Consider the following 14,224-nt stretch of genomic DNA (forward strand, 5'->3'; position numbering starts at 1 on the left):
CCGCATTGGCATGCTTTTTTAAATATACATTTCACTATACCCTGTAGAAGTTATTCCGCATCGTTATGCACGTTCATATAATTTTTTTAACAAATTCTTTTTTTTAATTTCTACACGCGTGTATTTGTGAAGATTTCTCCAGTAAATTGTTATTTCAAAATTTCTACCTCATGGGCAAAAAAACGAAGACAACTCATTCATCTTCGAAGAATGGTGATGATGTTGCTGTAATTTCCCCTCCTAAATCTGCCGGGAAAAAGAAAGCTCCTACACGCTATACTATAAATGAAGATCAATACCAACAGTTCATGGGTATCCTCGATAATCGTGAACTGCTTCGTGTATTAACAGAAGTACGCAATGGAAATTTTTCAGTGCGCATGCCGTTCGACCAGGTTGGTATCAGTGGTAAAATATGCGATACACTGAACGACATCATTTCGATGAACGAAAAAATGATGCAGGAGTTTATGCGTGCCGGTAACACTATCGGTAAGCAAGGTAAACTTACGCAACGCATCGATTTACCCAATGCAAAAGGTTCATGGGCCAGTGGTGTAAGCTCACTCAATGTCCTGATCTCCGACCTTGTACACCCAACGATAGAAATCGCGCACGTAATCAGTTCTGTTGCAAAAGGAAATCTCTCGCAGGAGATGCCGCAGGAAATTGGTGGTCACGTATTGCAAGGTGAATTTGCGCGCATCGCGAAAGAAGTAAACGACATGGTGAAGCAGTTGAACCTGTTCTCCATGGAGGTAACGCGTGTGGCACGTGAAGTGGGTTCGGAAGGTAAACTTGGTGGACAGGCGAAAGTAAAAGGTGTCGATGGCGTGTGGAAAGATCTCACCGACTCGGTAAACCAGATGGCCGGTAACCTTACCAACCAGGTACGAAATGTAGCGGAAGTAACGACAGCTATAGCACGCGGTAATCTCTCGAAGAAAATTACTGTGGATGTGAAAGGTGAAATGTTGGAGCTGAAGAACACCATCAACACGATGGTGGATCAGCTCAACTCTTTCTCTTCCGAGGTAACGCGTGTGGCGCTTGAAGTAGGTACGGAAGGAAGACTCGGTGGACAAGCAACGGTGCGTGGTGTTGGTGGTGTATGGAAAGATCTCACCGACTCGGTAAACCAGATGGCGGGTAACCTTACCAACCAGGTGCGAAATATAGCAGGGGTAACTACCGCGGTGGCGAAAGGTGACTTGTCCAAGAAAATTACTGTGGATGCCAAAGGAGAACTGTTGGAGTTGAAGAACACTATAAACACGATGGTGGATCAGCTCAACTCATTCTCTTCCGAGGTAACACGTGTGGCGCGTGAAGTGGGTTCGGAAGGGCAGCTCGGTGGACAGGCTGATGTACCCGGTGTAGGTGGTACATGGAAAGACTTGACGGACTCGGTAAACCAGATGGCGGGTAACCTTACCAACCAGGTGCGAAATATAGCCGGTGTAACTACTGCTGTGGCGAACGGTGACTTGTCCAAAAAAATTACGGTGGACGTGCGTGGAGAAATGTTGGAGTTGAAGAACACTATAAATACCATGGTGGATCAGCTCAACTCCTTCGGTTCGGAAGTAACACGTGTGGCGCTTGAAGTTGGTACGGAAGGTAAACTCGGTGGACAGGCAACAGTAAAAGGTGTAGGGGGTATATGGAAAGATCTTACTGACTCCGTAAACCAGATGGCATCGAACTTAACAGGTCAGGTGCGAAATATAGCGGGGGTAACAACCGCGGTGGCGAACGGTGACTTGTCCAAGAAAATTACCGTGGACGTGCGCGGTGAAATGTTGGAGTTGAAGAACACTATAAATACCATGGTGGATCAGCTCAACTCGTTCGGTTCGGAAGTAACACGTGTGGCACTTGAAGTAGGTACGGAAGGTAAACTGGGTGGACAGGCAACGGTGAAAGGTGTCGGTGGTGTATGGAAAGATCTCACCGATTCGGTAAACCAGATGGCATCGAACTTAACAGGTCAGGTGCGAAATATAGCGGGGGTAACAACTGCGGTGGCGAACGGTGACTTGTCCAAGAAAATTACCGTGGATGCGAAGGGAGAATTGTTGGAGTTGAAAAACACTATAAATACCATGGTGGATCAGCTCAACTCATTCTCTTCCGAGGTAACACGTGTGGCGCGTGAAGTGGGTTCTGAAGGGCAGCTCGGTGGACAAGCAAACGTACCGGGTGTTGGTGGTACATGGAAAGATTTGACGGACTCCGTGAACCAGATGGCATCGAACCTTACCAACCAGGTGCGAAATATAGCAGAGGTAACAACCGCGGTGGCAAAAGGAGACTTGTCCAAAAAGATCGCGGTGGATGTACGCGGAGAAATGTTGGAGTTGAAGAACACTATCAATACCATGGTGGATCAGCTCAACTCCTTCGGTTCGGAAGTAACGCGTGTGGCACGCGAAGTAGGTTCCGAAGGTCAGCTCGGTGGTCAGGCCGATGTACCTGGTGTAGGTGGTACGTGGAAAGACTTGACAGATTCGGTAAACAAGATGGCGGATAACCTGACAAACCAGGTGCGAAATATAGCAGAGGTAACAACCGCGGTGGCGAAAGGAGACTTGTCCAAGAAAATTACCGTGGACGTGAAAGGTGAAATGTTGGAGTTGAAGAACACCATCAACACGATGGTGGATCAGCTAAACTCATTCGCATCCGAGGTAACGCGTGTGGCGAGTGAGGTGGGTTCCGAAGGTAAACTGGGTGGACAGGCAACGGTGAAAGGTGTTGGTGGTGTATGGAAAGGTTTGACTGACTCTGTGAATCAAATGGCGGGTAACCTTACTGCACAGATCCGAAATATAGCGAACGTAGCGGTGGCCGTAGCGAACGGTGACTTGTCCAAGAAAATTACCGTGGACGTACGCGGAGAAATTTTGCAGTTGAAAGAAACGCTGAACACCATGGTGGACCAGCTTCGTGGTTTTGCATCAGAGGTAACGCGTGTGGCGCGTGAAGTGGGTACTGAAGGTAAACTGGGTGGACAGGCATTCGTGCCCGGTGTAGCAGGTACATGGAAAGATTTGACTGACTCCGTAAACCAGATGGCCGGTAACCTCACTGACCAGGTGCGAAATATAGCGGGTGTAACAACCGCGGTGGCGAACGGAGACTTGTCCAAAAAAATTACCGTGGACGTGCGCGGTGAAATGTTGGAGTTGAAGAATACGGTGAACACGATGGTGGAGCAGCTCAACTCATTTGCATTTGAAGTAACGCGTGTGGCACGTGAAGTTGGTACCGAAGGTAAACTTGGAGGACAGGCTGAAGTACGTGGTGTGGCGGGTACATGGAAAGATTTGACAGACTCTGTAAACCAGATGGCATCGAACCTTACCGGCCAGGTGCGTGGTATAGCAAAAGTTGTGACGTCTGTTGCGAAAGGTAATTTGAAGCAGAAACTTTCCATCAACGCATTGGGAGAATTAGCACAGTTGACCGATACGATCAACGAGATGATTGATACACTCGCGGTGTTCGCAGACCAGGTAACAACGGTGGCGCGCGAAGTGGGTGTTGAAGGGCGACTCGGTGGTCAGGCAAGTGTACCGGGTGCATCGGGTACATGGAAAGATTTGACCGAGAACGTTAACCAGCTCGCAGCGAATCTTACTACACAGGTGCGTTCTATATCGGAAGTGGCATCAGCCGTAACGAAAGGTGACTTGACGCGAACCATTCGTGTGGATGCGAAAGGTGAACTCGAGGCGTTGAAAGATACGATCAACCAGATGATCACCAACCTGCGCGAAACTACATTGCGTAACCAGGATCAGGACTGGCTCAAATCAAACCTCGCGAAGTTTACGCAGATGTTGCAGGGACAACGCGATCTCGATACGGTATCGAAACGTATACTTTCCGAATTGGCGCAAGTGGTGAATGCTCACTTCGGTGCATTCTATATTCTGAAACAGGATGAGGAAACTTCAAATGTGAAATTGCAGCTCTTCTCTGCGTATGCCTATAAAGATGAAAAAACAGTGCCGAAAGAATTTGCCATAGGGGAAGGTCTTGTAGGGCAATGCGCATTTGAAAAAGAAAAAATATTACTTACCAATATACCACAAGGGTATATCAAGATCAGTTCCGGTTTGGGTAAAGCGAAACCTTCCAACCTGATCATCCTGCCGGTGTTGTTCGAGAACGATGTGAAAGCGGTAATCGAGCTCGCATCACTCGAAGCATTCAATGAAACCCACATCGACTTCCTGGAACAGGTAACCGAAAGTATCGGTATCGTGTTGAACACGATCGAAGCGAATACACGTACGGAAGAACTTCTTACCCAGTCGCAATCCCTGGCGAGTGAATTGAAAGTACAGCAAGGCGAGTTGCGCAGAACAAACGATGAGCTCCAGGATAAAGCATTGCTGCTGGTAAAACAGAAAGAAGAAGTGGAAGCGAAGAACAAGGAAGTAGAAGAAGCCCGCAAGTCGCTCGAAGAAAAAGCAGAGCAGCTTACACTTACTTCGAAATACAAATCCGAATTTCTCGCGAACATGTCGCACGAGTTGCGTACACCGCTCAACAGCTTGCTCATTCTTGCACAGCAACTCTATGAAAATGCAGAAGGTAACCTGAACGAGAAACAGATTCGTTATGCGAAGACAATTCACTCGTGTGGTGATGACTTGATCCAGTTGATCAACGATATTCTCGACCTTTCCAAAATCGAATCAGGATTTATTTCAACCAACATCTCCCCTGTTCCGCTTGGGGAAATTGCGTCCTTTGTTGAAACTACATTTAAGCCTATATCCGAAGCACGCAACCTTAAATTCAGAATTGAAATGGATTCAGCGTTGCCGAGTGCGATGGAAACGGATATACAACGACTCAACCAGATCCTGAAAAACCTGTTGTCCAATGCATTCAAGTTTACCGAGAAAGGTGAAGTAAGCCTGAGTATATATGATGCGAAACGCAATTGGAAACCGGGCAACCAGAATCTGGACAATGCGAAAAAAGTTATTGCTTTCTCCATCAGTGATACCGGTATAGGTATACCGCAGGAGAAACAGATGATCATCTTCGAAGCCTTCCAGCAGGCAGAAGGTTCTACCAGTCGTAAATATGGTGGAACCGGTTTGGGATTGTCCATCAGCCGTGGTCTTGCCGAACTCTTAGGCGGTACCATTGAACTCGACAGTTCACCGGGCAGAGGAAGTACATTTACTTTGTTCCTGCCGGTAGACAGCGTTCCAAATATAGCAACCCTCGAAACTTCCAAGAACCTCAAGGCCATCGAGCAAATGCAATTGAGTGATAATGATGGTAACATTGATTCATTACTCAGCACATTGCGCGTAACCAAAGATGGTGTTGATAATCGCGGAGGCGGTATGGAGATTGTAAATGAGATGATCAACGAGGCCGGTGACGACCGTACGCATGTTCAACCCAATGATAAAGTGGTGTTGATTGTGGAAGATGATTACCGTTTCGGAAAGATCATCATTGACAAAGCACACGAAGTTGGCTTGAAAGGAATTATTGCCACGAACTACCTGGAGGTGTTCGACTTCATCAACCGCTTTGCGCCAGTAGCCATTACGTTGGATGTAAAATTACCGGCAACGAGCGGATGGAAAGTGCTCGACCTGTTACGCAATGATCTCAACTATCGTCATATACCAATCCACGTAATCTCCGGTGAAGAAAATAAAGCACTGGCATTGAAACGTGGTGCCCGCAGTTTCCTGCTGAAGCCATTGGACAACACAGCTCTGGACGACTTGTTCAAGGATATCGCTACCTATAACCAGCGCGATATCAAGCGAATACTGGTGGTGGAAGACAACGAGATCGACTCTTCACAGATTGCCAAGATTGTTCAGGATGTTAACATGCAGGTAAGCATCGCTTCCACCGGTACAGCTGCGCTGGAAATGATCAAGGCGGAAGATCCGGATTGCATTATCCTGGACTATACATTGCCGGATATATCAGGACCGGAAATTGTGAGTAAGATAACGCAGACGAAAAAGAAACTCACACCGATGATCGTTTACTCCGCACGGGAATTCTCGAAGTCTGAGATGAATCAGCTCAATCAGAATTCAAATGCTGTAATTCTGAAGAGCGCTAATTCCATCGAGCAATTACTGGAAGAAACAATCGCGCACCTGCACATTAATCACAAAGATCTGTCGCGTGAGAAAAAACGCATTGTCGAAAACATCCGTAACAAAGAAGATATACTGAGCGGACGAAATATACTGGTAGTAGATGATGACGTACGAAACCTGTTTGCATTGACTACCGTATTTGAGCGCTACAATATAAACGTAATCACGGCCGAAAGTGGTAAGGATGCTATTCAGATTTTGAATGACAACCCGAAAATAGAAATGGTGCTGATGGATATTATGATGCCGGAAATGGATGGCTATGAGACAACGCAAAAGATCAGACGCGAACACAAGAACAGTTCGTTGCCGATCATTGCTGTTACTGCAAAAGCCATGAAAGGCGATCGGCAGAAATGTATTGAGGCAGGAGCTTCCGATTACATTACAAAGCCTGTGAAGATCGATCAACTGCTGTCACTGATGCGATTATGGTTCTGTAAGTAATTTTTTATATTGGTAAATATTTTTGCTCCATGCAACCAAAGATCTTACTCGTTGATGATCGCGAGGACAACCTGCTTTCTATTGAAAGTATATTGGAACCCAATGGTTATCATTTTGTCAAGGCCAGGTCTGGAAGAGAAGCACTGAAGATACTGCTCTCTGAATTTGATTTCGCCATGATACTCATGGATGTGAAGATGCCGAACCTGAATGGTTTTGAAACGGCATCACTCATCTATGAGCGTGATAGACTGAAGCATATACCCATCATCTTTATAACGGCCAACAACTTCGGTGATGAGAACATGTACAAAGGTTACCAGGCTGGTGCTGTAGACTATCTTTTCAAACCCATCAATGCAGATGTACTGCGCGCGAAGGTTTCCGTGCTCGTAGACTTGTATAAAAAAACACACGAGCTGAAAGTACAGGAACAGAAACTGATTGCCACCAACAAGAGCCTGGAGAATGAAGTAAAGGAACGTATAGCCTCCGAGGAAAAAGTAAAGCAACTGAACCAGGAGCTACTGGTAAATATAGAACGGCTTCAGTCTGTGAATAAGGAACTGGATCGTTTTGCATTCATGGCGTCTCACGACTTGCAGGAACCACTGCGCAAGATCAGGCTCTTTGCCAACAAGCTTTTCATGAAGTATAAAGATTCACTGGATGACAGTGGTAAAGCTGATTTTGAACGCATTCAGAAATCAGCCGAGCACATGCAATCGCTCATCCGTGATATACTTACCTTCTCGAAGATTTCAGAAGATACACGCGAGTTTACATCCACGGATATAAACATTATCATCAGTGATATTCTGGGCGAACTGGACGAAGAGATACGAAACAAACACGCCCAGATTACCACTGATAAATATCCATTGCTTTATGGTAATCCGGGGCTTATCCGCTTGCTCTTTCACAACCTCATCAACAATGCGCTGAAGTATTGCAAGAAAGATGTACCTCCTGTAATTACCATCTCCTTCGACTGGGCAACCAACGGACAGCCTAGTGTACCGCCCTACCATAAGTATTGCCGCATACTGGTAAAAGACAATGGCATGGGCTTCGATCAGAAATATGCGGAAGAAGTATTCGGCATGTTCAAGCGCCTTCACACCGAAGCAAAACTCGAAGGTACAGGTATAGGTCTGGCGCTCTGCAAGAAAATAGCCGAGCACCACAAAGGAAATATATCTGTGCTCAGTAAAGCCGGTGAAGGCTCTACATTTATGGTATCACTTCCGGTGGAAACCCGCGAAGCTGTCGTTCACGAAAAATCCCCTGTTGTAGTCTCCAATTCATGATGCCGGCTGTTTCACCGGTTCACCGCTTTTTTTGTCCGGGAACTGAACGGTATATATTTTACTTTCTGCAAACACGTTGTAGATGGCCAGTATCGCGTGGTGTCTGGCCTTCATAAATTCCTGCGGATGATTATTGCTTGTCCAGAACGATATATACACCTGTATCTTCGGATCGGCTATTGCTGAAAAATATACTTCGATGTTACGGATCGTATCGCCTGAAGCCGCTTTCTCCAACGCATCTTTAATACGATTGGATATAAAATCAAGATCAATCGTATTCACAATCTGAAACTCCAGCTCTACCTTTCGTTCTTCAGTAAGCGAGTAATTAATGATAGGCTTCTGAAATATATCTTTGTTTGGGATGATCACGTGCAGGCCCGCGTAGGTACGCAGTGTCGTAGACCGCAGGCGAATCTCCTGTATCGTTCCGGTAAAACCGTTGGTCTCAATGGTATGTCCTATATCAAACGGTCGCTTGAACGCGATGAACGCACCGGATATAAAGTTGGCTGTCAGATCCTGGAAGGCAAAACCAAGAGCAAGTCCGATAATGCCAACACCCGCCAACAATGAAGACACCGCCTTGTCAAGTTGCATGATCTGCAGGGCCGTCATGATTCCAAAGATGATTACCAGTGAATATAGTATACCGGATACCAGTCCACTGATGGATTCACTCTTGGAGACGCTCATAAAAAATTTATGAGATAACCGCTGCGCCAGACGTGCAGCAAAAATAAACAGCAGCAGTACAATAACAGCCAGTGCAAAGTTTGGCAACATCTTGATGAGATATACCCACCAGCGCAGTAGCTTGTCCTGAACGAGATTGATCCAGTCACTCATGACGTTATAATTTTATAGTGAGAACAAATACGTGTTATAAATTTAATACCATCATCCACTCAAGGCATAATTTTTTGCCCTATTCTGTACAAACAAATATAGAACATCATGAGAACTACAAGAAGAACAACCACACGGGCGTTCAGCCCCGATAATACACTCAACACTTCGCCTGTAATTGATGAACAGATTGCAAGAAGTGAGGAAAATCTTGCTGATGAAACCACGGTGGAAGAAATTTACACACCGGGGTCACTATCGAAAGATGGAAAATCGAAAGAAGAACAGCCGCGCAAAAAGCCTGTGCTTAATAAGAGAGTGGAATAGACAGGATACAATTTATTCTATAAAAAAGCAGTTGTGATTATAACAACTGCTTTTTTATTAAGGGTTAACAACATATAATATAAATATAGCTATGAATTGCCAGGATTATTTAATCCTGATTCATTTATCCCGCTGATGTTAAAATATAACATTCGGTGCTGGGCTGTAGATGGAGACAATTTAATTGAAATGAATTATTGCTGACATCTAACTCAAATTCAAAGCCTCAAAGCGAACGTAATGACGGCTTTGAATTTGAGAAATATACAAGCCTATATACTATACCTCATCCCGCTGTAACATACTTCCTGACATAAAAGCTATCGTCAGCAGTCCTACTTGATCAAATACTGCAAAATAGCACCATCGCGAAGGCAGGGTTGAATAATGCGTTTATTCTTCTTATCAAAGTATATATCGGCAGCGTCCGTTTTTACGAGTCCCATCATCGTTGAAGAGTCGATTTTGGAAAAGGTATTTGTCTCTGCTTACTCTTCGCGGTCCAGTTCTTCCTGTTTACGAATCATGGCCTCTTGTGTTGCCTGCAGCTCTTCCAGGTTTTGACGCAATTCTTCTTCGGTAGCACGCATCTCTTCGGCTTGTCGTTGAGAAGTCAAAAGCAACTCCTGCATCTTCTCTGTAGTACGTACTCCCTGCAAGGCTGACGCTACAAACTCACCTGCTTTTTCAAGAAATGTTATTTTATAGTCCTCTAACTTTGTGAGACTCGCTACTTCTACAATCGCCTCAATTTTATCGTTATGCTTCATCGGAACAATTACCAGGCAGCCTGGTGTTGCTTCGCCCATACCGGATGTTATATAGGTATATCCCTGCGGTAATTTTGTGAGCAACATTGTTTCTCCCTCCAGGTATGCCTGTCCGACAAGTCCTACACCAATATCTATTCGGCGTTCTACAAACTTCTTTTTATCGAAGGCATAGCAGGCAGAAAGTTCCAGATACGAACCTGCTGCATCTTCGCGCAACGCAAACAGCCCACCCTGTTGTGCTTCCAGGTATTGCGTAAGAAAGCGAATTACCTCGTTCGTCAATTCTGCTAAATTACTTTGATGATTGCGCACGATCTCCGAAAATCTGGTGAGTCCTTCATTGCTCCATAACCTGCGCTCTTCTTCACGCTTCATCTGTTCCAGTTGCGCACGCATGTTGGAAAGTCTTCCGGCAAGGCTTGTTTTGTTAAGATCCTCGTTTGCTTCATTAAGTCCCGCCCATTCGGCAGTATATTTACCTTCGGCTATGTTTTCAATAAACCGACTCGCTTGCTGAAGATTTACAATAGAGTTCTCGATAACCTGTTCAGCATCAGCGGCTGCTATGGTTGTGCCGGGATCAAATATATACTTGCGGTTATTCTCCTCCAGGTTCAGCAGCAACGCCTGCCGCTGTCGTTCATCGCTTTGTAACTTGTAGACTACATAGCCAAGTGTAGGCAAACCAATCAACAGAATAAATGCCTGCAGGTATAAATTATTATTTACAGCAGACTTGTAGTCACTGTTTGCCTGAGCCTTTATAGTTCTTTCGTAGGTCTGAATCTTTCTTCCTACGTCCCACCACTTCAGAAATACCTGTAGTCCCCGATCCTCTTTCATCATTTCCTTAACTCGCTGCGTGCTGTCCAGGTCAATCATTTTCTTCATTTCCAGAACAAAGTCCATATAATCACTATACGCGTTGCGTAATTCTTCAAGCGGAGCCGTATCATACTGCTGACTATCCAGTGCTATTTTTATAGCATCGAACCTTTTATCCTTCACATTTATGGCGTCCAAAGCCGGGCTAAGGATGTTTACATCTTTTGTAACACCGTATCCGCGTATACCCATTTCAAGGTTGTGTAACATCACTGATAGCAGTTGGTCAACAAGATTGGAGATTTCATCCGATTTATGAATGATAGCAGTGTTCCTTATTATAATATTTTTGTTGTGATAGACCAGCACTGCATTGATTACGAGCAACAGCGATACAATGGTGACTACCGCTACAATGCTTTTTTTTCTTACAAATGATACTATTTTCATGACTATATAATTATGTGCGCTTAAGATCCCGATCATCGGCTATCATGGTTCTCAAACCGGATGCTTGGTATAATAAAGATTCGAATTGCCAAATGCCTTCGCGTATTTGGGCAGTACAATGGTGGGGGAATTGCGCAGTTATTCTCCAGCGCAAATTTCAAGGCAAGTATAGCCACCCGTTTCGCGCGGATAAATAAGAAGCAGACGACAAAATAGTGGTCAAAACAAAGCTGCGAACGGGTTTATGGTATGCAAAAGTCTACGTATAGTAAACCTCTACATTTCAAAGTCACAATAGTCCCAAAGAACTGTATACGCAGTCTGAATTTCCGGTTTATGCAATTCTCAAACAGAATGCTGCAAGAAGCTGCCATATATTTATAAATGTATTTATTACATTTATAAATTAAAATGATGTTCCTCCTGCGTGATCTTCTTGCTCATGCAGGAATGTGACTTTGTAAACTCTAACCCACGCCAAGATGTTAAAAGACATTATCCTTGTTGTTGCACTCATCGTAGTTGCAACATTTGCAAATGCTCAAAAGTACGAGCGAATTCCCTCCGGTATCCGGGCAACGGTCGGCACCACCAACGTGCATACCATCGAATTGACTTTTTATACCCCTTCTGTTTTAAGAGTCGTGAAGACGCCTGCGGGAGCAGTTGCCCAAACAAAAAGTCTGTCCGTAATTAAGACTCCGGAGAATGTTAAGACCGAAGTAAAGAATGAAAAAAATATTGTTACACTTTCTTCGGGAGTTATTGTTGTTGATCTCGATTTACAAAAAGGCACGCTTAACTTCCGGAGCACCTCCGGAGAGAAACTATTGAAAGAAGGCAAGACGGCTATATTTGAAGATTTCAACGATGCCGGAAATAAAACCTTTAGTGTATCGCAGTCATTTTTGTTAGACTCTGCCGAATCGATCTATGGCTTAGGACAATTTCATGATGGGAAAATGAATCAACGTCATCAGACTAAATACCTGGTGCAGGGAAACCTGGAAGATGTCATTCCATTTTTTCTTTCCGTGAAAGGCTATGGTATATTCTGGGATAATTATTCTCCTACCACCTTTTCCGATAATTATACGGAAACGTATTTTAAATCTGAGGTGGGAGAATGCGCTGACTATTATTTTATGTATGGCAAAAATGCAGACGGAGTTATTTCACAAATGCGCGGGCTTACCGGTAAAGCTCCCATGTTCCCGTTGTGGACATTTGGTTTTTGGCAAAGCAAAGAGCGCTATAAAAGTGAAGATGAGATTACAGGTGTAGTAAAAAAATATCGCGAGCTGCATGTGCCGCTTGACGGCATCATACAAGACTGGCAGTACTGGGGTAACAACTACCTGTGGAATGCCATGGAGTTTTTAAATCCTGAATTTCCGAAACCGAAGAAGATGGTTGATGATATACATGCGCTGAATGCACACATGATCATTTCGATCTGGTCATCGTTTGGTCCGGAGACATTGCCATATAAAGAGCTCGACAAAAAAGGAATGCTATTCAACATTACCACGTGGCCGATGTCAGGTCTTGATGTGTGGCCTCCGGATATGCGATATCCATCCGGTGTACGGGTTTATGATGCCTATAATCCGGAAGCACGCGATATTTACTGGCGCTACGCCAGCAAAGGTATATTTTCGCTGGGTATAGATGGCTGGTGGATGGATTCAACAGAGCCCGATCATCTTGATTTAAAAAAAGAAGATTTCGATACCAAAACCTATCTCGGTTCTTTTCGCAAGGTTAGAAACGCTTACCCGCTGATGACGGTTGGCGGTGTATCGGATCATCAACGTGCTACTACTTCAGACAAACGTGTATTTATACTTACACGTTCTGCGTTTGCCGGACAGCAACGTTACGGTGCCAACACATGGTCGGGAGATGTAGTCTCTTCGTGGAAAGCACTGCACAATCAGATTACTTCCGGATTAAATTTCACACTTTGTGGTATACCCTACTGGAACTCGGATATAGGAGGATTTTTCCTTCTGGAATATCCGGCTAAATTAAATGATGCCGACTACCGCGAACTATATGTGCGCTGGCTACAATTCGGTACGTTCTGTCCGATGATGCGTTCGCATGGCACGGATGCTCCACGCGAGATTTATCAATTCGGCAAAAAAGGCAACCGCTATTATGATGCGATCGAAAAGTATATTAACCTGCGATACTCACTACTCCCCTATATCTATTCAACTTCGTGGGATGTTACCAACAAGAACTCAACTCCGATGCGAGCGTTTGTTATGGATTTTCCGAATGATAAAAACGCGATTGACCGGAACGATGCCTATATGTTCGGGAAGTCTATCCTGGTTGCACCGGTTATTAAACCTATGTATTCCAAAATTGCTGTAAGCGAACGTGATACAACCCGTGTCGAAGATTTCAGCACAATCAAATCGAGAGCGCTCTATCTTCCTGCTGGCAACGACTGGTATGACTTCTGGACTGGCGAAAAAATAGCAGGAGGTCAATCCCTCCAAAAAGAAACTCCTCTGGATATTATACCGCTCTATATAAAGACTGGTTCTATTCTTCCATGGGGTCCGCGCGTTCAATATGCTGAAGAGAAAAAATGGGACAATCTCGAGATAAGAATATATACCGGAGCCGATGGTGAGTTTACCTTGTATGAAGATGAAGGCGACAACTACAACTATGAAAAAGGGCAGTATTCTGAAGTAACATTTCACTGGAACGATAAGCAAAAAGTTTTAACCATTTCAAAAAGAAAGGGTTCGTTCCCGGGTATGCTTACCAATCGAACATTCAATCTTATCACGGTGTTGCCTGGTAAAGGAACAGGTCCCGCACTATCAGAAAAGTATAACAAGGTGGTGAGTTACAAAGGCGATGCTATAAAAATCAAACTATGATCGCCTATACTGCGTAAACGGCTTTTAATCATTTAGAATATATTATATACTCATCAACACAGCCTCCTGCCCAATGAACAGGAGGCTATACACTATAATTACGCTAAAGTAGATCTCAACATCGAATTTGACATGCCGGTAAATTCCGGACAGCACAAATGAAAAAATACGTT

The 14,224-nt window shown here is 44.5% G+C and carries 6 protein-coding genes; 4 read left to right on the forward strand and 2 right to left on the reverse strand.

The genetic code is table 11. The features are described from left to right. Positions 1–170 precede the first annotated feature (170 nt). Both ACFQ21_RS03320 and ACFQ21_RS03325 read left to right on the forward strand, forming a co-directional pair. Positions 171–6,608 (forward strand): HAMP domain-containing protein, encoded by a 6,438-nt coding sequence (locus tag ACFQ21_RS03320; protein WP_377574815.1) that lies wholly within the window; start codon positions 171–173, stop codon positions 6,606–6,608. 29 nt (positions 6,609–6,637) lie between these two features. Beyond that, positions 6,638–7,918, forward strand: a complete 1,281-nt coding sequence (locus ACFQ21_RS03325; protein WP_377574817.1) for a response regulator — start codon at positions 6,638–6,640, stop codon at positions 7,916–7,918. Here the strand turns inward: ACFQ21_RS03325 and ACFQ21_RS03330 are convergent. Next, on the reverse strand, positions 7,913–8,770 hold the full coding sequence (locus tag ACFQ21_RS03330) for a mechanosensitive ion channel family protein (RefSeq protein WP_377574820.1): 858 nt from the start codon (positions 8,768–8,770) through the stop codon (positions 7,913–7,915). The genes ACFQ21_RS03325 and ACFQ21_RS03330 overlap by 6 nt on opposite strands. A gap of 108 nt (positions 8,771–8,878) precedes the next feature. Between ACFQ21_RS03330 and ACFQ21_RS03335 the strand changes: the two genes are divergently transcribed. Beyond that, on the forward strand, positions 8,879–9,097 hold the full coding sequence (locus ACFQ21_RS03335; RefSeq protein WP_377574823.1) for a hypothetical protein: 219 nt from the start codon (positions 8,879–8,881) through the stop codon (positions 9,095–9,097). 488 nt (positions 9,098–9,585) lie between these two features. On the opposite strand, the gene ACFQ21_RS03340 is transcribed toward ACFQ21_RS03335, so the two are convergent. Then, positions 9,586–11,145 (reverse strand): GAF domain-containing protein, encoded by a 1,560-nt coding sequence (locus ACFQ21_RS03340; RefSeq protein ID WP_377574826.1) that lies wholly within the window; start codon positions 11,143–11,145, stop codon positions 9,586–9,588. A 482-nt stretch (positions 11,146–11,627) separates the two neighbouring features. On the opposite strand from ACFQ21_RS03340, the gene ACFQ21_RS03345 reads away from it, so the two are divergent. Beyond that, positions 11,628–14,051, forward strand: a complete 2,424-nt coding sequence (locus tag ACFQ21_RS03345; RefSeq protein WP_377574829.1) for a glycoside hydrolase family 31 protein — start codon at positions 11,628–11,630, stop codon at positions 14,049–14,051. Positions 14,052–14,224: the final 173 nt, after the last annotated feature.

Source organism: Ohtaekwangia kribbensis (genome assembly GCF_042676245.1).
GTDB classification, from domain to species: domain Bacteria; phylum Bacteroidota; class Bacteroidia; order Cytophagales; family Cyclobacteriaceae; genus Ohtaekwangia; species Ohtaekwangia kribbensis.